Annotated in this window: 23 protein-coding genes; 15 read left to right on the top strand and 8 right to left on the bottom strand. The window is 71.8% G+C overall.

Features of this window, described 5'->3' with window-relative positions; genetic code table 11:
* The 8 genes from AMK27_RS34515 (at window position 1) to AMK27_RS34550 (ending at window position 7,752) form a co-directional block, all read left to right on the top strand.
* Entirely contained in the window at window positions 1–798 is a 798-nt protein-coding gene (locus AMK27_RS34515) for an acetoacetate decarboxylase family protein (protein WP_073917297.1), read from the top strand.
* Window positions 798–1,682 (top strand): SDR family NAD(P)-dependent oxidoreductase, encoded by an 885-nt coding sequence (locus AMK27_RS34520; protein ID WP_073917299.1) that lies wholly within the window; start codon window positions 798–800, stop codon window positions 1,680–1,682. Before AMK27_RS34515 ends, AMK27_RS34520 begins: the two co-directional genes overlap by 1 nt.
* A 10-nt stretch (window positions 1,683–1,692) precedes the next feature.
* The gene (locus tag AMK27_RS34525; RefSeq protein ID WP_073917300.1) at window positions 1,693–2,985 is read left to right on the top strand and encodes an amidohydrolase family protein; all 1,293 of its coding nucleotides are present in this window, start codon (window positions 1,693–1,695) and stop codon (window positions 2,983–2,985) included.
* Window positions 2,985–4,208, top strand: coding sequence for an amidohydrolase family protein (locus AMK27_RS34530; protein WP_073917302.1), 1,224 nt, complete (start codon window positions 2,985–2,987; stop codon window positions 4,206–4,208). The genes AMK27_RS34525 and AMK27_RS34530 overlap by 1 nt, the downstream gene beginning before the upstream one ends.
* 24 nt (window positions 4,209–4,232) lie before the next feature.
* Entirely contained in the window at window positions 4,233–4,961 is a 729-nt protein-coding gene (locus AMK27_RS34535) for a VIT1/CCC1 transporter family protein (protein ID WP_073917304.1), read from the top strand.
* Window positions 4,962–5,074: 113 nt separating this feature from the next.
* The gene (locus AMK27_RS34540) at window positions 5,075–6,049 is read left to right on the top strand and encodes a sterol desaturase family protein (RefSeq protein ID WP_073917306.1); all 975 of its coding nucleotides are present in this window, start codon (window positions 5,075–5,077) and stop codon (window positions 6,047–6,049) included.
* Window positions 6,046–6,690, top strand: a complete 645-nt coding sequence (locus AMK27_RS34545) for a lysoplasmalogenase (RefSeq protein ID WP_073917307.1) — start codon at window positions 6,046–6,048, stop codon at window positions 6,688–6,690. The genes AMK27_RS34540 and AMK27_RS34545 overlap by 4 nt, the downstream gene beginning before the upstream one ends.
* An 18-nt stretch (window positions 6,691–6,708) precedes the next feature.
* Window positions 6,709–7,752: a zinc-dependent alcohol dehydrogenase family protein gene (locus AMK27_RS34550; protein ID WP_073917309.1), complete on the top strand. Its 1,044-nt coding sequence runs from the start codon at window positions 6,709–6,711 to the stop codon at window positions 7,750–7,752.
* On the opposite strand, the gene AMK27_RS34555 is transcribed toward AMK27_RS34550, so the two are convergent.
* Window positions 7,742–9,043: a CoA transferase gene (locus AMK27_RS34555; protein ID WP_073917310.1), complete on the bottom strand. Its 1,302-nt coding sequence runs from the start codon at window positions 9,041–9,043 to the stop codon at window positions 7,742–7,744. The two genes, AMK27_RS34550 and AMK27_RS34555, sit on opposite strands and share 11 nt — an antisense overlap.
* A 109-nt stretch (window positions 9,044–9,152) precedes the next feature.
* The gene (locus tag AMK27_RS34560) at window positions 9,153–10,694 is read right to left on the bottom strand and encodes a S8 family peptidase (protein WP_073917312.1); all 1,542 of its coding nucleotides are present in this window, start codon (window positions 10,692–10,694) and stop codon (window positions 9,153–9,155) included.
* A 273-nt stretch (window positions 10,695–10,967) separates the two neighbouring features.
* On the opposite strand from AMK27_RS34560, the gene AMK27_RS34565 reads away from it, so the two are divergent.
* From AMK27_RS34565 to moaA, 3 genes are all read left to right on the top strand, one after another.
* The gene (locus AMK27_RS34565; RefSeq protein WP_073917313.1) at window positions 10,968–11,342 is read left to right on the top strand and encodes a DUF485 domain-containing protein; all 375 of its coding nucleotides are present in this window, start codon (window positions 10,968–10,970) and stop codon (window positions 11,340–11,342) included.
* Window positions 11,339–12,979, top strand: a complete 1,641-nt coding sequence (locus AMK27_RS34570) for a solute symporter family protein (RefSeq protein WP_073917315.1) — start codon at window positions 11,339–11,341, stop codon at window positions 12,977–12,979. Before AMK27_RS34565 ends, AMK27_RS34570 begins: the two co-directional genes overlap by 4 nt.
* Window positions 12,980–13,146: 167 nt before the next feature.
* Complete coding sequence (moaA, locus tag AMK27_RS34575) at window positions 13,147–14,136, top strand: GTP 3',8-cyclase MoaA (protein ID WP_107425733.1); 990 nt, start codon at window positions 13,147–13,149, stop codon at window positions 14,134–14,136.
* A gap of 61 nt (window positions 14,137–14,197) precedes the next feature.
* On the opposite strand, the gene AMK27_RS34580 is transcribed toward moaA, so the two are convergent.
* Both AMK27_RS34580 and AMK27_RS34585 read right to left on the bottom strand, forming a co-directional pair.
* Entirely contained in the window at window positions 14,198–14,413 is a 216-nt protein-coding gene (locus tag AMK27_RS34580; protein WP_073917316.1) for a hypothetical protein, read from the bottom strand.
* A 182-nt stretch (window positions 14,414–14,595) separates the two neighbouring features.
* The gene (locus AMK27_RS34585; RefSeq protein WP_073917318.1) at window positions 14,596–14,940 is read right to left on the bottom strand and encodes a DUF3099 domain-containing protein; all 345 of its coding nucleotides are present in this window, start codon (window positions 14,938–14,940) and stop codon (window positions 14,596–14,598) included.
* Between the two features lie 169 nt (window positions 14,941–15,109).
* Between AMK27_RS34585 and AMK27_RS34590 the strand changes: the two genes are divergently transcribed.
* Complete coding sequence (locus tag AMK27_RS34590) at window positions 15,110–15,385, top strand: GlsB/YeaQ/YmgE family stress response membrane protein (protein WP_073917319.1); 276 nt, start codon at window positions 15,110–15,112, stop codon at window positions 15,383–15,385.
* Between the two features lie 84 nt (window positions 15,386–15,469).
* Here the strand turns inward: AMK27_RS34590 and tyrS are convergent, their stop codons facing one another.
* Genes tyrS through AMK27_RS34605 form a run of 3 tightly spaced genes read right to left on the bottom strand, consistent with a single transcriptional unit; the run spans window position 15,470 to window position 19,703 of the window.
* The gene (tyrS, locus tag AMK27_RS34595; protein WP_073917321.1) at window positions 15,470–16,738 is read right to left on the bottom strand and encodes a tyrosine--tRNA ligase; all 1,269 of its coding nucleotides are present in this window, start codon (window positions 16,736–16,738) and stop codon (window positions 15,470–15,472) included.
* 53 nt (window positions 16,739–16,791) lie between these two features.
* Window positions 16,792–18,183: a metallopeptidase TldD-related protein gene (locus AMK27_RS34600; RefSeq protein WP_073917322.1), complete on the bottom strand. Its 1,392-nt coding sequence runs from the start codon at window positions 18,181–18,183 to the stop codon at window positions 16,792–16,794.
* A complete protein-coding gene (locus AMK27_RS34605) occupies window positions 18,180–19,703 on the bottom strand; it encodes a TldD/PmbA family protein (RefSeq protein WP_073917324.1) in 1,524 nt (507 codons plus the stop codon). Before AMK27_RS34605 ends, AMK27_RS34600 begins: the two co-directional genes overlap by 4 nt.
* Window positions 19,704–19,945: 242 nt before the next feature.
* Here AMK27_RS34605 and fabG point away from each other — a divergent pair, with 242 nt between their 5' ends.
* The 3 genes from fabG (at window position 19,946) to AMK27_RS34620 (ending at window position 22,012) form a co-directional block, all read left to right on the top strand.
* Entirely contained in the window at window positions 19,946–20,662 is a 717-nt protein-coding gene (gene fabG / locus AMK27_RS34610) for a 3-oxoacyl-[acyl-carrier-protein] reductase (RefSeq protein WP_073917325.1), read from the top strand.
* 2 nt (window positions 20,663–20,664) lie between these two features.
* A complete protein-coding gene (fabI, locus tag AMK27_RS34615) occupies window positions 20,665–21,441 on the top strand; it encodes an enoyl-ACP reductase FabI (RefSeq protein WP_073917327.1) in 777 nt (258 codons plus the stop codon).
* Window positions 21,442–21,604: 163 nt separating this feature from the next.
* Window positions 21,605–22,012, top strand: a complete 408-nt coding sequence (locus AMK27_RS34620) for a hypothetical protein (protein WP_073917328.1) — start codon at window positions 21,605–21,607, stop codon at window positions 22,010–22,012.
* Here AMK27_RS34620 and AMK27_RS34625 read toward each other — a convergent pair.
* Window positions 21,957–22,670, bottom strand: a complete 714-nt coding sequence (locus tag AMK27_RS34625; RefSeq protein ID WP_073917330.1) for a FadR/GntR family transcriptional regulator — start codon at window positions 22,668–22,670, stop codon at window positions 21,957–21,959. The genes AMK27_RS34620 and AMK27_RS34625 overlap by 56 nt on opposite strands.
* Window positions 22,671–22,711: the final 41 nt, after the last annotated feature.

Here is a 22,711-nt window from a genome sequence, read left to right on the forward strand (position 1 = left end):
ATGGCACGAGTACGGTACGGGGCGCGCACGGACGCCGAGATCACGGCGGCCCGCACCAGGAGCGCGAAGCTCCCCGACATCTGGTCCACCGGAGTGGTCGCCGTCTGGGAGACCGATCCGGACGTGGTGGCGGCCGTCCTGCCGCCCCCGCTGAAACCCACCGAACGGCCCCTCGTCCGGGCCAACATCTCCCAGGTCGACCTGCCCGGCTACCCCCTCGGCGCCGGCTCGGTGGCGGTCGCCGCCGCCCACGGCGACCGCGAGGGCTGGTACCCGCTGGTGATGCCGATGACCCACGAACGCGCCCTCGTCGGCGGCCGCGAGGTCTTCGGCGAACCCAAGAAGCTCGGCGAGGTCGTCGTCGAGCGCGACGGACTCGTCGTCCGCGCCTCGCTCGGCCGGCACGGCATCGCCTTCGTCGAGGTGCGCGGCGCGGTCTCCGGACCGCTGCCCCTGCCGGAACCGGTCGAGAAGACCGACTTCTACTTCAAGTTCCTGCCGGGCGTGGACGGCACCGGCTTCGACGCCGACCCCGTCCTCGTCCACTGCGTCCGCAACGAGAAGGTGCGCAGGCTGGAGCGCGTCACCGGCGACGTGGTGCTGCGCGAGTCCATGTACGACCCGGTCGCCGACCTCCCCGTCCGCCGGCTCGTCGAGATCACCATCGGCGAGAAGACCACCGACCAGAAGGGCACGGTCGCCGAGCGCGTCTCCGCGCGGGCCCTCCTGCCGTACATCCACCAGCGGTACGACGACCCGCAGCAGATCCTCGACGGCCCGCCCGAGGGGAGCGTCTGATGGAGCTGCGCGCGGGACAGGTCGCCGTCGTCACCGGCGCGGCGAGCGGCATCGGGCGCGCGATGGCCCGCCGCTTCGCCGCCGAGGGCCTGGCCGTCGTCCTCGGCGACGTCGAGGAGGGGGCGCTCGCCGAGGCCGCCGACGAGCTGATGGAAGGCGGCGCGCAGGTCCTCGCCCGCACGGTCGACGTCTCGGACCCCGACGAGGTGCGGTCGTTCGCGGAATCCGCGTACGACACCTTCGGCGCCGTCCACGTGCTCTGCAACAACGCCGGCGTCGGCTCCGGAGCCGAGGGCCGCATGTGGGAGCACGAGCCCAACGACTGGAAGTGGGCCTTCTCCGTCAACGTCTGGGGCGTCTTCCACGGCATCCAGGCCTTCGTCCCCCGGATGCTCGCGGGCGGCGAACCCGGCCACGTCGTCAACACCTCCTCCGGCGACGGCGGCATCGCCCCGCTGCCCACCGCCTCCGTCTACGCGGTCACCAAGGCGGCCGTCGTCACCATGACCGAGTCGCTCTACGCCCACCTCAGGGCGGAGCACGCGCGCGTGAGCGCCTCGGTGCTCTTCCCCGGCCCGCACATGCTGCGCACCGGCCTCTGGGAGTCCCACCGCAACCGGCCCGAGCGGTACGCCAAGGAGCGCCCGCGCCGGAGCCCGTACCGCAGCCTCGACCAGTGGGAGGCCGCCATGAAGGAGGCCGGGCGCGAGGTCGCCTTCACCCCGGTGGAGGAGGTCGCCGGACACGTCGTCGACGGCATCCGCGCCGACCGCTTCTGGATGCTGCCGGAGAGCGAGCACAGCGACCGGCAGATCACGGCGCGCTCGCGGTCGATGCTCGACCGCTCGAACCCGTCGTACCTGGAGAACTTCATCCTCGACTGAGGGGGCCCCGATGGCCGATCCGAACGACCCGTATCTGATCATCTCCTCCGACTGCCACGCCGGGCTGCCCACCGAGGAGTACCGGCCCTACCTCGACTCCCGCTTCCACCGCGCGTTCGACGAGTTCCTCGCCGGACGCGAGGCACGCAGGGAGGCCATGACCCGGCTCGGGGTCCGCAACGAGGCCTTCGCGAACAAGTGGTTCAGCGACAACGCGGAAGGGCTGCGCGGCGGCTGGGACGCCGGGCAGCGGCTCAAGGAGCTCGACGGCGACGGGGTGGCCGCCGAGGTCGTGTTCCCCGACGCGGACGCCGTCGACAGCCAGACCGCCGCGCCCTTCGGCGTCGGCCTCGGCCTCTCCGGGGACCAGGACCCCGAGCTCGGCATGGCGGGCGCGCAGGCGCACAACCGCTGGCTCGCCGAGTTCGTGGGCGGGAACGCCCTCAGCGCGGCGCGGCACTGCGGGGTCGCGCTGCTGCCGATCACGGCCGAGCCCGCGAAGGTCGTCGCCGAGATCCACCGCGCCAAGGAGTCCGGGCTCGGGGCGCTGATGATCCCCTCCATGTGGGTGGACCGGGAGCCGTACCACGACCGGCGCTACGACCCGGTCTGGGCGGCCGCCGCCGAGACCGGGATGCCGCTGGTCACCCACTCGGGAGCGGCGCCCCGCGAGGAGTACGGCGACCACCTCGGCATCTACGTCTCCGAGGTCACCTGGTGGCCGGCCAGACCGCTGTGGTTCCTGCTCTGGTCGGGCGTCTTCGAGCGGCACCCCGGGCTCCGGTTCGGCGTCGCCGAGTCGGGCTGCTGGTGGCTGCCGAACCTCCTCTGGTTCATGGACCGGCTGTACCTCGGCGCGCACGGCGGAAAGAAGCTGTCCCCGTTCGCGGAGCTGCGGCGGCCGCCGAGCGAGTACCTGGACCGGCAGGTCTTCATCTGCGCCACCAACACCAAGCGCCGCGAACTCGCCCAGCGGTACGAGATCGGCGTCGACAACATCCTGTGGGGCTCGGACTTCCCGCACCCGGAGGGAACCTGGCCGGACACGCGCGCGTGGCTCCGGAAGACCTTCCACGACATCCCGGTGACGGAGACCCGCCGGATGCTGGGCCTCGCGGCGGCCGAGGTCTTCGGGTTCGACGTCGGGAAGCTGGAACCGATCGCCCGCCGCATCGGCCCCACCCCCGCCGACCTCGGCCAGCCCGCCGACCAGGCCGCCGTGGAGGCCTCCTGGGCCCGCTCGCGCGAGGTCGGCCGGCACTGGCTGACGGACCACGACTTCCCGGTCCTGGGGGCGAACTGATGGACCGCTACACCGTCATCTCGGCCGACTGCCACGCCGGCGCCGACCTCCTCGACTACCGCCCGTACCTGGAGAAGAGGCACCACGAGGCCTTCGACGCCTGGGCGGCCGACTACGTCAACCCGTACGAGGACCTGCTCGCCGACACCGCCGACCGCAACTGGAACTCCGAGCGCAGGCTGCGCGAGCTGGAGGCGGACGGCATCGTCGCCGAGGTCGTCTTCCCCAACACCGTCCCACCGTTCTTCCCCAAGGCCTCCCTGATGGCCCAGCCGCCCGGCCCGGCCGAGTACGAGCTGCGCTGGGCCGGACTCCAGGCGCACAACCGCTGGCTGGCCGACTTCTGCGCGGCCGCGCCGGGGCGCAGGGCCGGCGTGGCGCAGATCCTCCTCAACGACGTCGACGCGGCGGTCGCCGAGATCCGCCGCGTCCGCGAGGCGGGCCTCACCGGGGGCGTCCTGCTGCCCGGGGTCCCGCCCGGCTCACCGGTGCCCGAGCTGTACTCGGAGGCGTACGACCCGATCTGGGCGGTCTGCGCCGAGCTCGACGTCCCCGTCAACCACCACGGCGGCTCCGCGTCACCGCCGCTGGGCGACGAACCGGCCGCCCGCGCGGTCTTCATGGTGGAGACCACCTGGTTCTCCCACCGGGCGCTGTGGCACCTGGTCTTCGGCGGCGCCTTCCGGCGCCACCCCGGGCTCAAACTGGTCCTGACCGAGCAGGGCTCGGGCTGGATCCCGGGCGTGCTCGACATGCTGGACTACTACCACGGCCGCCTGGTGTCGGCCGCGACGAAGGCCTCCACGGCGGAGTCGAAGTTCGGCGCGGGCCTCGCCGAGGCCATGGGCAAGGGCCCCAGCGCGGTCTGGCGCGACAACTGCTTCGTCGGCGCGAGCTTCATGCGCCCCCACGAGGTGCCGCTGCGCGACCGGATCGGCCTCGACAAGATCATGTGGGGCAGTGACTACCCGCACGACGAGGGCACCACCCCGTACTCCCGCGAAGGCCTCCGGATCGCCTACGCGGGACTGCCGAAGGACGAGGTCGCGGCGATGGTCGGCGGCAACGCGGCCCGCGTCTACGGCTTCGACCTCCGCCTGCTCGACCCCCTCGCCGCCGTCCACGGCCCGCGCGTCGAGGAGATCGCCGAACCCCTGAAGGAGGTCCCCGCGGGAGCCACCAGCCCGGCCTTCGCCCCGGGCGGGTCGGTCCGCGTCTGGTGACCCGCCAGGTGCGACGCTCCTGACGTGACCGACGCACCCGAGGCGACCGACGCCCCCGCGCACGACGACCACGGCGGGGGCCTCGGCTCCCGTCTCAACTGGCTCCGGGCGGCCGTGCTCGGAGCCAACGACGGAGTCGTCTCCACCGCGGGCCTCGTCGTCGGCGTCGCCGGCGCCACCGAGTCCCAGGCGGCGCTGCTCACCGCGGGCCTCGCCGGGCTCCTGGCCGGGTCGATGTCGATGGCGGCGGGGGAGTACGTCTCGGTCTCCACCCAGCGCGACTCCGAGAAGGCCGCCCTCGCCCAGGAGAAACGCGAACTCCGCGAGGACCCCGAGGCGGAGCTCGCCGAACTGACCGGCCTCCTGGCGGCCCGCGGCCTCTCCGACGACGTGGCCCGCGAGGCCGCCGAGCAGCTCACCGCGCGCGACGCGCTGCGCGCCCACGCGCGCGTGGAGCTGGGCATCGACCCGGACCGGCTCACGATCCCCTGGCACGCCGCGGCCGCGAGCTTCCTCGCCTTCACCGTCGGCGCCCTGCTCCCGCTCCTCGCGATCGTCCTCCCGCCGGCCTCGGCCCGCCTCTGGGTCACGGTCGTCTCCGTCCTCGCGGCGCTGACCCTCACCGGCTGGTGGAGCGCCCGCCTGGGCGAGGCCCCCGCGGGCCGCGCGATCCTCCGCAACGTGGCGGGCGGCGCCCTGGCCATGGCGGTCACCTACGGCGCGGGCTCGTTGCTGGGAGCGACGGGCGTCTAGCCGTCCGCGGGCTCCTTGTCGGAAGGTGCCAAGCCTTGCTGACAACTCGTCTCGCATACTTGTTGGTAACGACGTCTATCCGTGCCCCGACCCCCGCCTCTACCGTCATCGGCATGCCCAACCTGCCCGATGTCGTGCTCTGGTCCATACCGGCGTTCGTCCTGCTCGCCGTCCTGGAGATGGTCAGCTACCGCCTCCGTCCCGACGAGGACGCCGCCGGCTACGCGGCCAAGGACACGGCCACCAGCATGGGCATGGGGCTCGGGAGCCTCTTCGTCGACCTCGTGTGGAAGATCCCGATCGTCGCGATCTACACGGCGGTCCACGAACTCACCCCGCTCCGCGTCCCCGTCCTGTGGTGGACGATCCCGCTGATGCTGCTCGCCCAGGACTTCTTCTACTACTGGCAGCACCGCGGCCACCATGTCGTCCGGATCCTGTGGGCGTCCCACGTCGTGCACCACAGCAGCCGCAGGTTCAACCTCTCCACCGCGCTGCGCCAGCCCTGGACCGGCTTCACCTCATGGCCGTTCTACCTGCCGATGATCGCGCTCGGCGTCCACCCGGCCGCCGTCGCCTTCTGCTCCTCGGTCAGCCTCGTCTACCAGTTCTGGATCCACACCGAGCGGGTCGACAAGCTGCCCCGGCCCTTCGAGTACGTCCTCAACACCCCCTCGCACCACCGCGTCCACCACGCCTCCCAGGGCGGCTACCTGGACCGCAACTTCGGCGGCATCCTCATCGTCTGGGACCGGCTGTTCGGCTCCTGGGTCGGCGAGACCGACCGGCCCGTCTACGGCCTCACCAAGAACATCGAGACCTACAACCCGCTGCGCGTCGCCACCCACGAGTACGCCGCCATCGCCCGCGACCTCAGGACCGCGCGCGACTGGCGCGAGCGGGCCGGCCGGGTCCTCCGCGGCCCGGGCTGGCAGCCGGCACCCGCTTCCGCGGCCACGCTCGCACCCGCCTCCGTGCCCCCGCCCACGGCCCCGTCCGCACCGACCTCCACACCCGCCTCCACACCCGCCTCCGCGCCCGCCGACTCCCCGGCCCCCGGCGCGGCCGCCCCGGAGGCCGCCGCGTGACGACCGCCCCCCACGGGCTCTCCCGCGCGCTGCTCGCCGCCTTCGGGCTCGCGACCGCCGTCGACCTGGTCTCCCTGCTCGCCGGCGCCGAGCCCGGCCACCAGATCGCCAAGCCGCTCCTGATGCCCCTGCTCGCCGCGTACGCCGTCACCCGGGGCGCCCCCCGGCAGCTGACCGCCGCGCTGCTCCTCGGCTGGGGCGGCGACGTGTTCCTGCTCTCCGACGCCGACGGGGCCTTCCTCGTCGGCATGGGCTGCTTCGCCGCAGGCCACGTCTGCTACCTGGTCCTCTTCGGACGGCGGCACACGTCCCCGGCGCTCGGCGCCCTCTACGCGGCCGCCCTCGCCGGCACCGTCCTGCTCCTCTGGCCCGACCTCCCCGCCGACCTGCGGGTCCCGGTCGCCTGCTACTCGCTGCTCCTGACCGCCATGGCGTACCGCGCGAGCTCCCTCGGCCTCCTCACGGGACTGGGCGGCGCGCTCTTCCTGCTCTCCGACACCCTGATCGCCACCGGGATCGCCGAGTGGCCCCGGCTGCCCGCGCACGACTTCTGGGTCATGCTGACCTACATCGCGGCGCAGTACCTGCTGACGGCGGGAACCCTGCGTGCGATGTACGGTGAACGTCGTACAACTGTCTGACAGCAAGGAACGCCCGTCATGCGCGCCACCACCATCCACGCCCCGTTCGACATGCGCGTGGAGGACGTGCCCGACCCGGTCGTGCAGGAACCCACCGACGTCGTCGTCCGCGTCCTGCGCGCCTGCGTCTGCGGCAGCGACCTCTGGGCCTACCGCGGCGAGTCCGCCCGGCAGCCCGGCCAGCGCATCGGCCACGAGTTCCTCGGCATCGTCGAGGCGGCGGGCTCCGACGTCACCGGCTTCACCGCGGGCGACCTCGTCGTCGCCCCGTTCGTCTGGTCCGACGGCACCTGCGACTACTGCGCCGAGGGCCTCCAGACCTCCTGCCCGAGCGGCGGCTTCTGGGGCTCGGTCGGCTCCGACGGCGGCCAGGGCGAGGCCGTCCGCGTCCCCTTCGCCGACGGCACCCTCGTCAAGCTCCCCGCCGACGCCGCATCCGACGACCGCCTGCTGACCGCGCTCCTCGCGCTCTCCGACGTCCTGGGCACCGGCCACCACGCCGCCCTGGGCGCCGGGGTGCGCAAGGGCTCCACCGTCGCCGTCGTCGGCGACGGCGCCGTCGGCCTCTGCGGCGTCCTCGCCGCCAAGCGCCTCGGCGCCGAGCGGATTATCGCGCTCGGCCGCCACACCGCCCGCACCGACATCGCCCGCCTCTTCGGCGCCACCGACGTCGTCGCCGAGCGCGGCGAGGCCGCCGAGGCCGCCGTCCGCGAGCTGACCGGCGGCCAGGGCGCCCACGGCGTCATCGAGGCCGTCGGCACCGAGCAGTCCATGCGGACCGCCGTCGCCATCGCCCGCGACGGCGGCTCGATCGGCTACGTCGGCGTCCCGCACGGCAGCGGCACCGGCCTCGACCTGTCCGTCATGTTCGACCGGAACATCGCGCTGCGCGGCGGCGTCGCCCCCGTCCGCGCGTACATCCCCGAGCTCCTCCCGGACGTCCTCGACGGCACCGTCGACCCGTCGCCGGTCTTCGACCTGACCGTCGGCCTCGACGGCGTCCCCGACGGCTACCGCGCCATGGACGAGCGCACCGCCCTCAAGGTGCTCGTCACTCCGTAGTCCAGACGGGCTCGTCCCCACCCTGGAGGCCCGGCGGGCGCGACCAGCCCGTCGGGCCGCCCTCGTACGCGACGGGCGACAGCGCGTGCCGCAGCCGCCCCAGCGGGCCCTCCGACTCCGTGACGTACCGCTCGGGCTCGTACCGCGGCAGCGCGTGGGTCAGCCAGTGCCCCGTCTGGGCGAGGGCCAGCCGGACGAGCCGCGTCCCGCCGTCCCGGTCCTGCTCGGTCAGCGACCGCAGGACCGCCGCCGCGAGCAGATAGCCGCTCCCGTGGTCCAGGGCCTGCGCCGGCAGCGCGCCCGGCTGCTCCGCCGAACCCTCGGTGACCGCGATCCCGGTCGCCACCTGGACCAGGCTGTCGAAGCCGCGCCGCCCGGCCCACGGCCCGTGGTCGCCCCAGGCGGAGAGCCGCGCGGTGACCAGACCGGGGCGGTGCAGCTCGAAGCGGTCCAGCGCGCCCGGCCGGTAGCCGGCGACCAGCACATCGGCCGCGTCGAGGAGTTCCTCGAAGGTACGCCGGTCCGAGGGGCGGTCCAGATCGAGCGCGGCGGTCCGCTTGCCGACGTCCGTGTCCGCGTGCTGGTCCGGCAGTTCGGGGTTGTCCGGCGGGTCGATCCGCAGCACGTCCGCGCCGAGCAGCGCGAGCGTGCGGGTCGCGACCGGCCCGGCGATCACCCGGGTCAGGTCCAGGACCCGCAGCCGGCCGCCGCGGCGCCGGGGCGGGGTCTCGTCGAGCCGCTCCCGGGTCAGCAGCGGCCGCGCCGCCACCGACCGGCCCTGCTCGTGCGCCGCCCACTCCGCGGGCGTCCGCAGGGCGACGGCCAGCCCCCCGGCCGCGTACACCGCCGACTCGACATCGAGGGCGTTCCGCGCGCCGACGGCGGCGGCGACGGCCTCCACGGTCCCGTCCCGCACCTCGAGCGCGGCCAGCAACGCCGCCCTGTGGTGCGGATAGTTGGCGTGCGTACGGACCCAGCCGTCGGCCGCCCGCCAGAACCGGGAGAGCGGTGCGAAGCTCACCGGGGCCCGCCCGTCGACCCGCAGATGACGCTCGCTCACGAACGCGGTGGCGACGGCCCCGTCGTCCACGCGGACCGGCCCCGGGAGCCCGGCCCGTTCGACGGCGGCGAGCCCGGCGACGGCGACCGCCGCCCGCGCCAGCTCCATCACGGGCAGCCGCGCGGCCAGCAGCCCCGCCGGCCCGCCGTACTCCACCCGGTCCACCAGGGCGGGATCACCGCCGAGCTCCGACCACAACAACTCCGTACCGGTGCGCACTGTGTCGTCCATGGACCGCACTATGGCACTCAGTGCCACGAGGCGTGCGGAGGGCCCTGGTGCGGCACACCGCACCAGGGCCCTCGCTCACTCACTCAGTCACGCACCGGTCACCCGCCGACTAGCGGCGGACGGCGTCCAGCGCGTCGATCAGACCGGCCCCGTAGAAGCCGTTCTTGTTCTTGGGACCCTCGCAGACGGCGTCGATCTTGCCGTCGCCCTCGATGTCGTACGGGTTGGTGCAGGCGCGGTCGTCGGCCTGCGCGTACAGCAGCGCCTTGAGGGCCGCCGGGCTCGCGTAGGGGTGCGTCGACTTGAGGAGCGCGAGGACGCCCGCCGCGTGCGGCGCCGCCATCGACGTACCGGCCTTGTAGTTGTAGCCGCCGTTGACCGTGGTCGACAGGATGCGGCCGTTGACCGCCGGGGCGTCCGGGGTCTGGTACTCGGTGCGGTCCCCGCCGGGGGCGGCGATGTCGATCACACCGAGACCGTAGTTGGAGTAGGACGCCTTGAGGTCCTTGGCGCCGGTCGCGGAGACCGTGACGACGCCCGGGAGCATCGCCGGGTAGTCCAGGCACTCCTTCGGGTCGATGACCCGGTCGCCGGGGGTGGTGTCGTTCGGGCTGCTGTTGTCGACGATCGAGTCGGCCGCGAGGTCGAACTTCGAGTTGCCGGCCGCGGCGACGTTGACCGTGCCCTTGCGCTCCGCGTAGCGGGTCGCACGGGTGACCGCCTCGATGAGGGCCTTCTGGTCCTCGTCGTTCTTGCAGGCGAACATCCACGGGTCGGTGTAGTAGCTGTTGTTCGTGACGTCGACGCCGTGCTCGGCCGCCCACACGAAGCCGCAGACCACGGCCTCGGTGTAGAAGAAGCCGTCCGGGGTGGACACCTTGATGCCGGAGACCTTCACGCCCGGGGCGACACCGGTGATGCCGATGCCGTTCTTGGCGGCGGCGATCGTACCGGCGACGTGGGTGCCGTGGTCGCTCTCGCCCGGGTTCGGACGCCACGAACCGGCGGTGGTGTCCGGCTTGCCGGAGACGCAGTTGGCGGAGGCCTTGGCGTCGAAGTTCGGCGCCAGGTCCGGGTGGGTGTCATCGACACCGGTGTCGATGACACCGACGGTCACCCGCTTGCTGCCCAGCGTCCGCTGGTGGGCCTTGTCGGCCTTGATCGCCGGAAGGTCCCACTGCAGGGGCTCGAGGGCGTCCTGCTCGTCCGTCGCCCGTGCCGTGGCGGCCTTGGCCTCGGCCTCGGACAGCTCCTGCGTGCCGCCACCGACGGAGTTGTCGGTCTGCACGGAGAGCGGGGCGGTACGGGTCGAACCGGCCGACACCACACCGCGGGCCTTGCGGATCGTCTTCGCGAACTCGGGGTTCTGCGAGTGGACGACTATGACGCCTATCTGGTCGTACGAGATGACCACCTCGCCGCCCGCGGCGGCAATGGCCTTCTTCACCTTGGCGGCGGTCCAGTGACCCCCCGCGACGTTGACGACGTAGGACAGCTTCGGCCCGTTCGTCGCCACGGTGGCAGCCGCCGGTGCGTCGCTCAGTTCCGCGGCGGAGGCAGCGCCGGAGGGAAGGAAGCCGAGCGAGGCCGTGAGCGCGAGACCAACAGGCAGAGCGAGAGCTCGGCCGCGCCTCGATCCCAGATGAGCCATGGGTTCTCCACATCATCCGTATGTACTGCCCGCGCGCGGGTTTACGCGCAGGCAGGTGCATGACGAGTGAAGCTATCGCTGATCTTCCATGCCCTTCAATGAGTTGAGAAGACTTCATGAAGATCTGGCCGAAGAAATCCCCCGGGTGAACCACTTCCCGGTCCGCTCCGTGCCGTTGGACAGGGGAGGGGCTCCGTTCGGAACCCCTGATCCCGCACCCCCGGTGAGGCCCCCTTGACCATGCCGTCCGTCCCCGCGTCACGAGGAGATTCCGTGGCTACCGAAGCACCGCCGCCGCCCAGAGACGGGACGGAGGCCGCATCCGCCCCCGCAGCGCCCACGACGGAGCAGTTCGTCGAGGTGCAGCAGGGCCCGGAGTTCGGCGAACTCCGCCGTACGTACCGCTCCTTCGCCTTCCCGCTCACCCTGGCCTTCATCGCCTGGTACCTGCTGTACGTGCTGCTCTCCAACTACGCGGGCGGCTTCATGGGGACCAAGGTCTTCGGCAACATCAACGTGGCCCTCGTCCTCGGCCTCGGCCAGTTCGCCACCACCTTCCTCATCGCCTGGCTCTACTCGCGCCACGCGGCGAACCGGCTCGACCCCCAGTCCGACGCCATCAGGAAGCGCATGGAGGGCGACGCATGAGCACCCCCGTCCTGCTCGCGGCGGGCAACGCCACCAGCGAGCACCGACCGCTGATCATCGCCCTCTTCGGCGCCTTCGTCATCGCGACCCTGGTCATCACCGTCTGGGCCGGCCGCCAGACCCGCAGCGCCGCCGACTTCTACGCCGGCGGCGGCCAGTTCACCGGCTTCCAGAACGGCCTCGCGATCTCCGGCGACTACATGTCCGCCGCCTCCTTCCTCGGCATCAGCGGCGCCATCGCCCTCTACGGCTACGACGGCTTCCTGTACTCGATCGGCTTCCTCGTCGCCTGGCTCGTCGCGCTGCTCCTGGTCGCCGAACCGCTGCGCAACTCGGGCCGCTTCACCATGGGCGACGTCCTCGCCTACCGGATGCGCCAGCGGCCCGTCCGCACCGCCGCCGGCACCTCCACCATCGTCGTCTCGATCTTCTACCTGCTCGCGCAGATGGCGGGCGCGGGCGTGCTCGTCTCGCTGCTCCTCGGCATCACCAGCGACGGCGGCAAGATCGCGATCGTGGCCCTCGTCGGCGTCCTCATGATCGTCTACGTGACGATCGGCGGCATGAAGGGCACCACCTGGGTGCAGATGGTGAAGGCCGTCCTGCTGATCGCGGGCACGCTCCTCATCACCTTCCTCATCCTGCTGAAGTTCGACTTCAACCTCTCGCAGCTGCTCGGCGCCGCCGCCACCAACAGCGGCAAGGGCGACGCCTTCCTGGAGCCCGGCCTCAAGTACGGCGCCACCGCCCTCTCGAAGCTGGACTTCCTCTCCCTCGGCATCGCCCTCGTCCTCGGCACCGCCGGCCTGCCGCACATCCTGATCCGCTTCTACACGGTGCCGACCGCCAAGGCCGCCCGGAAGTCGGTCAACTGGGCCATCGGCATCATCGGCGGGTTCTACCTGATGACGATCGTCCTCGGCTTCGGCGCCGCCGCCCTGCTCAGCGGCGACACCATCACGGCGTCCAACAAGGCCGGCAACACCGCGGCCCCGCTCACCGCCCTCGAAGTCGGCGGCGGCGCCGGCTCCACCGGCGGCGCGATCCTCCTCGCCGTGATCTCCGCCGTCGCCTTCGCCACCATCCTCGCCGTAGTCGCCGGCCTGACCCTGGCCTCGTCCTCGTCCTTCGCGCACGACATCTACGCGAACGTCATCAAGCGCGGGAAGGCCACCGAGAAGGAGGAGATGCGGGCCGCCCGCTGGTCCACCGTCCTCATCGGCATCGTCTCGATCGCCCTCGGCGCCCTCGCCCGCGACCTCAACGTCGCCGGCCTCGTCGCCCTGGCCTTCGCGGTCGCCGCCTCGGCCAACCTGCCGACGATCCTCTACTCGCTGTTCTGGAAGAGGTTCACCACCCAGGGCGCGCTCTGGTCGATCTACGGCGGACTGGTCTCCTCGGTCGTCCTCGTCCTCTTCTCCCCGGTCGTCTCCGGCGGCCCGGCCTCGATGTTCAAGGGCGTGGACTTCCACTGGTTCCCGCTGGAGAACCCCGGCCTCGTCTCGATCCCGCTGGGCTTCCTCCTCGGCTGGCTCGGCTCGCTCCTCTCCAAGGAGGAGCCGGACGCCGGCAAGTACGCGGAGCTGGAGGTCAAGTCCCTCACCGGTGTCGGGGTGGCCGCAGCGGTCAAGCACTGACCGGAGCGCAGTCGACCGTATACGGTCCGCGATCCCCGGACGGCCGCGTCGTAGAGTTCTACGACGCGGCCGCACCGGTCCTCGTGACAATCTGCCCTGCTCGTGGGCCGCGTGCTCACGTAGGCTCGAACCACACGCAACCACAACGACGGGGAGGGGGGCCCACAGTGCTCATCGACACCTACGGCCGGGTGGCCACCGACCTGCGCGTCTCGCTCACCGACCGCTGCAATCTCCGCTGCACGTACTGCATGCCGGAAGAGGGCCTGCAGTGGCTGGCGAAGCCGGACCTGCTCACCGACGACGAGATCGTCCGCCTGATCCGCATCGCCGTCACCGACCTCGGCGTCACCGAGGTCCGCTTCACCGGCGGCGAGCCCCTGCTCCGCCCCGGTCTCGTCGGCATCGTCGAGCGCTGCGCGGCCCTGGAGCCGCGCCCCCGGATGTCCCTCACCACCAACGGCATCGGGCTGAAGCGCACCGCCGCCGCCCTGAAGGCCGCCGGTCTCGACCGGGTCAACGTCTCCCTGGACACCCTGCGCCCCGAGGTCTTCAAGACCCTCACCCGGCGCGACCGCCACCAGGACGTCCTCGACGGCATGGCCGCCGCCCGCGACGCCGGCCTCACCCCGGTCAAGGTCAACGCCGTCCTGATGCCCGGACTCAACGCCGACGAGGCCCCCGACCTGCTCGCCTGGGCGGTCGCGGAGGGTTACGAGCTCCGCTTCATCGAGCAGATGCCGCTGGACGCCCAGCACGGCTGGAAGCGCGACGGCATGATCACCGCCGGTGACATCCTGGAGTCCCTGCGCACCCGCTTCACGCTGACCGCCGAAGGCGCCGACGAGCGGGGCTCGGCCCCCGCCGAGCGCTGGGTCGTGGACGGCGGACCGCACACGGTCGGCGTCATCGCCTCCGTCACCCGCCCGTTCTGCCGGGCCTGCGACCGCACCCGGCTCACCGCCGACGGACAGGTGCGCACCTGCCTGTTCGCCACCGAGGAGACCGACCTGCGGGCCACGCTCCGCTCGGACGCCTCCGACGCGGAGGTCGCGGAGCTCTGGCGGAAGGCGATGTGGGGCAAGAAGGCCGGCTCCGGCCTCGACGACCCGGAGTTCCTCCAGCCCGACCGCCCGATGTCGGCGATCGGCGGCTGAGCGGCGCAGGCCACGGGTCCGAACCCCGTCCGGGCCCCGGGCCGGCGGCCCGTCCCGCGGCTCAGGACTCGGCGGACTCCCAGTCGGCCAGCGGCACGACGTCCTTGAGGAAACCCCGTACGCCCAGGAACTGGGACAGGCTCTCCCGGTGCTCCTCGCACGCGAGCCAGGTCTTGCGACGCTCGGGCGTGTGCAGCTTGGGGTTGTTCCACGCGAGCACCCAGACGGCGTCGGCGCGGCAGCCCTTGGCGGAACAGATCGGCTTCTCTTCGCTCACCTGATCATTGTCCAGCAAGGGCGATGCCGAGCAGCCACGGGGGGAGCTGCCCGGCACCGGTCCGTCGCTCCGACGGGGGATGCGGAGCGCGTAGGCAGTATGTCACGGCACATGGGGTGCGGTGCACTGGAACTTCATGATTGATCTGAGCATTTCTTGAGGTTTCCGGCCACTGTCCGTGATCAGTTCCGGCCGTACGGTCGCTCCCCGTCCCCGTCCGCGGAGGCCTCCGCGGCACCGAGCGCGGGCCGCACCGGAGCCGGTACGAAGGTGGAGGGAAGGGACGGAGCCGTCTCGCGTCCCGCGTTCGCGATGACCACCGCGATATAGGGGAGCAGGATGCCCAGGGCGAGCGCCACGATCGCCACGTGCCGCTCGACGTTCCACAGCACCGCGGCCGCGATCACCGACAGGGTCCTGACCGTCATCGAGATGATGTAGCGCCGCTGCCGCCCCCGGACGTCGTCCGCGAGCCCCTGCCGGGCCCCCGTGATCCGGAAGACCTCACTCCCGTCACGCTTCGACATCGCCGTCCACCACCCACCGGTCACGCCGGACTCTCCCGGGTCCGGACCTGGCTCCACCGTACGCCCGCCCTCCGGTGCCGACGAGACCGGGGCACGGATGGCGCTGTCCGACATGCGCTGTATGGCCGAGGGGTCGAGACTGGGCGCACATGCGTACAAGGAGGCGACGATGAGTTGGTTGTGGGCGATCATCGTGGGATTCGTCCTGGGTCTGATCGCGAAGGCGATCCTGCCCGGGAAGCAGCAGATCCCGCTCTGGCTGACGACCGTGTTCGGCATTCTCGGCAGCGTGCTCGGCAACGCCGTCGCGACCTGGATCGGTGTCAACGACACCAAGGGCATCGACTGGACCCGCCACCTGCTCCAGCTGATCGGCGCCGTCGCCGTCGTCGGGGTGGGCGACATGCTCTGGGCTTCGATCAAGGGCAACAGACAGCGCGCCTAGCGCCACCGGAGACGGGAGGCCCGGTACGGCACTTCACGTGCCGTACCGGGCCTCCCGGCGTGTCCGCGCGATGCCGCTACGGGATCACGCGCCGGCGAACTCGATCGCCGCCAGGTTCTTCTTGCCGCGCCGCAGCACCAGCCAGCGGCCGTGCAGGAGCTCGTCCGCGGACACCTCGGCGTCCTCGGCGGTGACCTTCACGTTGTTCACGTACGCCCCGCCCTCCTTCACCGTGCGGCGCGCACCCGACTTGCTCGGGGCGAGACCGACCTCGGTGAACAGGTCGACGACCTGACCCAGCTCCGTCACCCGCGCGTGCGGCAGCTCGGACAGGGCGGCGGCCAGCGTCGCCTCGTCCAGCTCCGCCAGGTCGCCCTGGCCGAACAGCGCCTTCGACGCGTTGATGACGGCCGCGCACTGGTCCGCGCCGTGCACCAGAGCGGTCAGCTCCTCGGCCAGCGCGCGCTGCGCGGCACGGGCCTGCGGACGCTCGGCGGTCTGCTGCTCCAGCTCCTCGAGCTCCTCGCGGGACTTGAAGGACAGGATCCGCATGTACGTCGAGATGTCCCGGTCGTCCACGTTCAGCCAGAACTGGTAGAACGCGTACGGCGTCGTCATCTCCGGGTCGAGCCAGACGGCGCCGCTCTCGGTCTTGCCGAACTTGGTGCCGTCCGCCTTGACCATGAGCGGGGTCGCGAGCGCGTGCGCCTCGACCCCCGGCTCCAGGCGGTGGATCAGGTCGAGGCCGGCCACCAGGTTGCCCCACTGGTCCGAGCCGCCCTGCTGGAGCGTGCAGCCGTAGCGGCGGTACAGCTCCAGGAAGTCCATGGCCTGCAGCAGCTGGTAGCTGAACTCGGTGTAGCTGATGCCCTGCTCGGACTCCAGGCGCCGGGCGACGGAGTCCTTGGTCAGCATCTTGTTGACCCGGAAGTGCTTGCCGATGTCCCGCAGGAACTCGATCGCCGACATGCCGGCGGTCCAGTCCAGGTTGTTCACCATGACCGCGGCGTTCTCCCCCTCGAAGGAGAGGAACGGCTCGATCTGCGTCCGCAGCCGGTTCACCCAGTTCGCGACCGTCTCGGGGTCGTTCAGGGTGCGCTCGGCCGTCGGCCGAGGGTCGCCGATCTGCCCGGTGGCCCCGCCGACCAGCGCCAGCGGCCGGTGCCCGGCCTGCTGGAGCCGGCGGACGGTGAGGACCTGGACCAGGTGGCCGACGTGGAGACTGGCCGCGGTCGGGTCGAAACCGCAATAGAAGGTGACGGGACCGTCCGCGAGAGCCTTGCGCAGTGCGTCCTCATCGGTGGACTGGGCGAAGAGCCCACGCCACTTCAGCTCATCGACGATGTCGGTCACGTCGTCCGTCTCCTTGTGATGCAGGTGGGAAGGGTCGTCTCAGTCTAGGTGGGTCAGACCCCCTTGCTGACCGAGCTCATGTTGAAGTCGGGGATCCGCAGCGCGGGCATCGCGGCCCGGGTGAACCAGTCGCTCCACTCGCGCGGCAGCGTCTTCTCCGTACGGCCCGCCTCGGAGGCCCGCGACAGCAGGTCCACCGGCGACTCGTTGAACCGGAAGTTGTTCACCTCGCCGACCACCTCGCCGTTCTCGACGAGGTAGACGCCGTCGCGGGTCAGTCCGGTGAGCAGCAGCGTCGCCGGGTCGACCTCGCGGATGTACCAGAGGCAGGTGAGGAGCAGACCGCGCTCCGTCGAGGCGACCATCTCCTCCAGGGAGCGCTCGCCACCGCCGTCCAGGATCAGGTTCCCCGCTCCGGGCGCCACCGGCAGCCCGGTGAGCCCCGCCGTGTGCCGGGTGGTGATCAGACGGTCCAGCTTCCCGTCGCGCACCCAGTCCGTCGGCGCGATCGGCAGACCGTTGTCGAAGACGGAGGAGTCGTCGCCCGAGGAGTGCGCGATGACGAACGGCGCGGACTCCAGGCCCGGCTCGTTCGGGTCGCTGCGCAGGGTCAGCGGCAGCGGGGACAGGGTCTCGCCGAGCCGGGTGCCGCCACCGGGCTTGGAGAAGACCGTACGGCCCTCGACCGCGTCCCGGGCCGTGGAGGACCACAGCTGGTAGATCAGCAGGTCGGCCACGGCCGTCGGCGGCAGCAGCGTCTCGTACCGCCCGGCGGGCAGCTCGATCCGGCGCTCCGCCCAGCCGAGGCGGGTCGCCAGCTCGGCGTCGAGCGCGGCCGGGTCGACGTCCTTGAAGTCCCGCGTCGAGCGGCCGGCCCAGGCGGAGCGCGAGCGGTCCGGGGACTTGGCGTTCAGCTCCAGGGTGCCGTTGGGCTGGTCGTGGCGGAGCCGCAGACCCGTGGACGTCCCCAGATAGGTGGAGGTCAGCTCGTGGTTGGCGAAGCCGTAGAGCTCACGGCCGCCGGCCCGGGCGCGGGCGAAGGCCTCGCCGAGCGCCGGCGCGAAGTCGGCGAACACGGCGGAGGAGGTCTCCGCGGGCGCGTCCGTGAAGTCGGGCGACGCGGGCACGTCGGTCACCAGCGGCTGGGCGTCCTCGGCGGGCCCGGCGGCCCGCGCGGCGGCCTCGGCGGCCCGCACCAGGGGCTCCAGGTCGTCGACGGTCACGGCGGACCGCGACACGACACCGGACGCGGTGCCCTGGGCGCCGTCGACGGTCGCGATGACGGTGAGCGTACGGCCGCGGGTGACGCCGTTGGTGGTGAGCGCGTTGCCCGCCCAGCGCAGATTGGCCGAGGACTCCTCGTCGGCGACGACGACACACCCGTCGGCACGGGACAGCTCGAGGGCCCGCTCGACGATCTCGTACGGCTTGCTGACGCGGCTCATCGCCCGGCCTCCTGCGTCGTGTTGAGGATGTTGACGCCCCGGAAGAGGGCGGAGGGGCAGCCGTGGGAGACCGCGGCGACCTGGCCCGGCTGGGCCTTGCCGCAGTTGAAGGCGCCGCCGAGCACGTACGTCTGCGGGCCTCCGACCTGCTCCATCGAGCCCCAGAAGTCGGTGGTCGTGGCCTGGTAGGCCACATCCCGCAGCTGTCCGGCGAGCCGCCCGTTCTCGATGCGGAAGAAGCGCTGCCCGGTGAACTGGAAGTTGTAGCGCTGCATGTCGATCGACCAGGACCGGTCGCCGACCACGTAGATGCCGCGCTCCACACCCCCGATCAGGTCCTCGGTCGACAGACCGCCCGGATCCGGCTGGAGCGAGACGTTCGCCATCCGCTGCACCGGCACGTGCGCGGGGGAGTCGGCGAAGGCGCAGCCGTTCGACCGGCCGAGGCCGGTGAGCTTCGCGATCCGCCGGTCCAGCTGGTAGCCGACGAGCGTGCCGTCCTTCACCAGGTCCCAGCTCTGCGCCTCGACGCCCTCGTCGTCGAACCCGACGGTCGCGAGACCGTGCTCGGCGGTCCTGTCGCCCGTCACGTTCATGATCGAGGAGCCGTACGCCAGCTTGCCCAGCTGGTCGAAGGTCGCGAAGGAGGTGCCCGCGTAGGCCGCCTCGTAGCCGAGCGCCCGGTCCAGCTCGGTGGCGTGCCCGATCGACTCGTGGATGGTCAGCCAGAGGTTCGACGGGTCGACGACCAGGTCGTACCGGCCCGCCTCGACGCTCGGCGCCCGCATCTTCTCGGCGAGCAGCGCCGGAATCTCGTCCAGCTCCTTGTCCCAGTCCCAGCCGGTGCCCGTCAGGTACTCCCAGCCCCGCCCGACCGGCGGCGCGATCGTCCGCATCGAGTCGAACTCGCCGGTCGTCTCGTCGACGGCGACGGCCGTGAGCTGCGGGTGCAGCCGCACCCGCTGCTGGGTGGTCACGGTGCCGGCGGTGTCCGCGTAGAACTTGTTCTCGTGGACGGTGAGCAGTGAGGCGTCCACGTGCGCCACGCCCTCCGCCCGCAGCAGCCGGGAGCTCCAGTCGGCGAGCAGCGCGCTCTTCTCCTCGCCGGGGACGGAGAAGGGGTCGATCTCGTACGAGGAGATCCAGGTGCGCTCCTCGTGCACCGGCTCCGCCGCGAGCTCGACGCGCTCGTCGGAGCCGGCCGCCGCGATCACCTTGGCGGACAGCTTCGCCATGGCGACCGCCTGCGAGGCGACCTTCGCGGCCCCGTCCATGGTCAGGTCGACCCCGGAGGCGAAGCCCCAGGCCCCGCCGTGCACCACCCGCACCGCGTATCCCAGGTCCGTGGTGTCGGAGGAGCCGGACGGTTTGGCGTCGCGCAGCCGCCAGGAGGCGCTGCGCACCCGCTCCAGGCGGAAGTCCGCGTGCTCGGCGCCGAGCGCGCGCGCTCGGGCGAGCGCCGCGTCGGCGAGCGCCCGCAGGGGCAGCGCGACGAACGAAGGGTCGATCTGGTGGACCACGAGCGGCCTCGCTCTCGGTGATCGGAAGGCTGGGGTCGAGCAGGGATGGAGCTGTCGTTGATCTGCCACGGAAGTCAATCACGGGACGGCACGCGGGGTCGGCGCATTACCGACGCCCGGCGACCTGAGCTGTAGGGACCCGACAGTGACACCCGGGTGCCACTGTCGGAGGTCGATTCCTCATGTCGGGGGCGATACCGATAGGTTTTCGGCTACCAGACCGCTATCGAAAGGGTGATCCGTTGAGCCGCTCGGTTCTCGTCACCGGAGGAAACCGGGGCATCGGCCTCGCCATCGCCCGCGCGTTCGCCGAGTCCGGCGACAAGGTCGCGATCACGTACCGCTCCGGCGATCCCGCCGAGCTCGAGAAGGCCGGTCTCCTGGCCGTCAAGTGCGACATCACCGACGGCGAGCAGGTGGAGCAGGCGTACAAGGAGATCGAGGAGAAGCACGGTCCGGTGGAGGTCCTCGTGGCCAACGCCGGCGTGACGAAGGACCAGCTCCTCATGCGCATGTCCGAGGAGGACTTCACCTCCGTCGTCGACACCAACCTCACCGGCACCTTCCGGGTCGTCAAGCGCTCCAACCGCGGGATGCTGCGCGCCAAGAAGGGCCGCGTCGTCCTGATCTCCTCGGTCGTCGGGCTGCTGGGCTCCGCGGGCCAGGCGAACTACGCCGCCTCCAAGGCCGGCCTGGTGGGCTTCGCCCGCTCCCTCGCGCGTGAACTGGGCTCCCGCAACATCACCTTCAACGTCGTCGCCCCTGGTTTCGTCGACACCGACATGACCGCGGTGCTCACCGACGAGCAGCGCGCGGGCATCGTGTCCCAGGTGCCGCTGGGCCGCTACGCCCAGCCGGAGGAGATCGCCGCCGCGGTGAAGTTCCTCGCCTCCGACGACGCCTCGTACATCACTGGAGCCGTCATCCCGGTTGACGGCGGATTGGGCATGGGTCACTGACCATGAGCGGAATTCTCGAGGGCAAGCGCATCCTCATCACCGGTGTGCTGATGGAGTCCTCCATCGCCTTCCACACCGCGAAGCTGGCCCAGGAGCAGGGCGCGGAGATCATCCTCACCGCCTGGCCGCGGCCGACGCTGACCGAGCGCATCGCCAAGAAGCTGCCCCACCCCGACAAGGTGAAGGTCCTGGAGCTCGACGTCTCGAACGACGAGCACCTCGCCCGCCTGGAGGGCCAGGTCCGCGAGCACCTGGGCGACCGCCTCGACGGCATCGTGCACTCCATCGGCTTCGCGCCGCAGGACGCGCTCGGCGGCAACTTCCTCAACACCCCGTTCGAGTCCGTGGCCACCGCCATGCACGTCTCGGCCTTCTCCCTGAAGTCGCTGACGATGGCGCTGCTGCCGCTGATGAGCGAGGGCGGCTCGGTCGTCGGCCTCACCTTCGACGCGAAGTTCGCCTGGCCGCAGTACGACTGGATGGGCCCGGCCAAGGCCGCCCTGGAGGCCACCAGCCGCTACATGGCCCGTGACCTGGGCAAGCAGAACATCCGCTGCAACCTGATCTCGGCGGGCCCGATCGGCTCGATGGCCGCGAAGTCGATCCCCGGCTTCGGCGAGCTGGCGGCCGTGTGGGACAGCCGTTCCCCGCTGCAGTGGGAGCTCTCGGACCCGGAGCCGGCCGGCCGCGGTGTCGTCGCGCTGCTCTCGGACTGGTTCCCGAAGACCACGGGCGAGATCGTCCACGTGGACGGCGGCCTGCACGCCATCGGCGCGTAACCGCCGCTCGTTCGAGCCACAGGGCCGTGTGCCCGTCCCGAAGGGGGCGGACACACGGCGTTCGCCGTTCCGCAACCCCTGCCCGACTCGAAAAGTAGAGCGAACCACCCCAGACTGGGGCAGAGCGTGATGCTTCTGCTGCTGACGGGGAGGAGGTACGGGCATGCGTGCGATACGACACGGCTTCGGCGCGTTCGTCTCCGTCGCCGTACTGCTCACCGGGATCGCCGTCGCCGCCGAGGTGCGGGCCGCGCCTGCCCCGGCCGAGGAACCCCCCGCCGCCGCGGCGGCCGAGGAGCCGGAGAACTTCGGCGCCTCCTGCAGCACCGTCGTCCGGGGCTCCACCGTCACCGCCCACTGCCGGAACCCCTACCCCCGCACCGACCGGGTCCGGCTCCACGTCGAGTGCGAGCGCTGGTGGGACGTCGACTCCGACAGCGCCCCCGTGGAGGTCGGCCCCGCCGACTACGGCGAACTCACCGCACGCTGCTGGAAGGAGGTCCGGTCCGCCTGGATCACCCACCAGCCGGCGGACCAGGCTCCCGATCCGACTCCGGTACGGGGCTCCTGAGGCACATGTAGGGGTAGCCGGCCGCCTCCGCGCCGGCCCGCTCGGCCTCGCCCTCCCGGATCGCGTCCACCAGGCGCCCGTGGTCCATCCAGTTCTCCGGCCGGAGCTCCTGCCCGACGTCGTCGCGCAGCCACTCCCGCAGCAGGTCGCCCAGGTCCGCGTAGAGCTCGGTCAGCACCTCGTTGCCCGAGGCGGCGACGACCGCGTGGTGGAAGGTCGCGTCGGCGCTGACGAACCGCTCCGCGTCTCCCGACTCCCACGCCTCCTCCCGGCGGAGGAGCAGCGTGTCGAGCTGCTTCAGGTCCCGCTCGGTGCGCCGCGCGGCCGCGAGCCGGGCCGCGGCGGACTCCAGGGTCGAGCGCAGCTCGGCGACGTGTCGGGGGTCGGAGCCGGCGAAGCGGCGGTGCATGACGCCCGCCAGCTCGCTGGTGGCGATGACGTACGTCCCGGAACCCTGGCGGATGTCGAGGAGCCCGTTGTGCGCGAGCGCCCGCACCGCCTCGCGCACGGTGTTGCGGGCCACGCCCAGCTGCTCGACCAGCTCGGGTTCGGTCGGGATGCGTGAACCCACCGGCCACTCGCCGGAGGTGATCTGGTTCCGCAGCTCGGCGATCACCTGATCGGAGAGGCCTGCGCGCCGGGGGTGGCCGAGGGCCATGGAGCACCTTCCCATTCGTTCGGGTCGCCCAAGTCGTTCGG

This window comes from Streptomyces sp. CB02009 (assembly GCF_001905825.1).
GTDB lineage: Bacteria > Actinomycetota > Actinomycetes > Streptomycetales > Streptomycetaceae > Streptomyces.

What these genes read in the sequence shown, in the direction of transcription:
- AMK27_RS34570 (WP_073917315.1), top strand. Translation starts at nt 11,339, where the DNA reads ATGAGCACCCCCGTCCTGCTCGCGGCGGGCAACGCCACCAGCGAGCAC.
- AMK27_RS34600 (WP_073917322.1), bottom strand. Translation starts at nt 18,183, where the DNA reads ATGAGCCGCGTCAGCAAGCCGTACGAGATCGTCGAGCGGGCCCTCGAG.
- AMK27_RS34625 (WP_073917330.1), bottom strand. Translation starts at nt 22,670, where the DNA reads ATGGCCCTCGGCCACCCCCGGCGCGCAGGCCTCTCCGATCAGGTGATC.
- AMK27_RS34515 (WP_073917297.1), top strand. Translation starts at nt 1, where the DNA reads ATGGCACGAGTACGGTACGGGGCGCGCACGGACGCCGAGATCACGGCG.
- AMK27_RS34555 (WP_073917310.1), bottom strand. Translation starts at nt 9,043, where the DNA reads ATGGACGACACAGTGCGCACCGGTACGGAGTTGTTGTGGTCGGAGCTC.
- AMK27_RS34520 (WP_073917299.1), top strand. Translation starts at nt 798, where the DNA reads ATGGAGCTGCGCGCGGGACAGGTCGCCGTCGTCACCGGCGCGGCGAGC.
- AMK27_RS34550 (WP_073917309.1), top strand. Translation starts at nt 6,709, where the DNA reads ATGCGCGCCACCACCATCCACGCCCCGTTCGACATGCGCGTGGAGGAC.
- AMK27_RS34530 (WP_073917302.1), top strand. Translation starts at nt 2,985, where the DNA reads ATGGACCGCTACACCGTCATCTCGGCCGACTGCCACGCCGGCGCCGAC.
- AMK27_RS34540 (WP_073917306.1), top strand. Translation starts at nt 5,075, where the DNA reads ATGCCCAACCTGCCCGATGTCGTGCTCTGGTCCATACCGGCGTTCGTC.
- fabI (WP_073917327.1), top strand. Translation starts at nt 20,665, where the DNA reads ATGAGCGGAATTCTCGAGGGCAAGCGCATCCTCATCACCGGTGTGCTG.
- AMK27_RS34560 (WP_073917312.1), bottom strand. Translation starts at nt 10,694, where the DNA reads ATGGCTCATCTGGGATCGAGGCGCGGCCGAGCTCTCGCTCTGCCTGTT.
- AMK27_RS34620 (WP_073917328.1), top strand. Translation starts at nt 21,605, where the DNA reads ATGCGTGCGATACGACACGGCTTCGGCGCGTTCGTCTCCGTCGCCGTA.
- AMK27_RS34525 (WP_073917300.1), top strand. Translation starts at nt 1,693, where the DNA reads ATGGCCGATCCGAACGACCCGTATCTGATCATCTCCTCCGACTGCCAC.
- AMK27_RS34585 (WP_073917318.1), bottom strand. Translation starts at nt 14,940, where the DNA reads ATGTCGAAGCGTGACGGGAGTGAGGTCTTCCGGATCACGGGGGCCCGG.
- AMK27_RS34590 (WP_073917319.1), top strand. Translation starts at nt 15,110, where the DNA reads ATGAGTTGGTTGTGGGCGATCATCGTGGGATTCGTCCTGGGTCTGATC.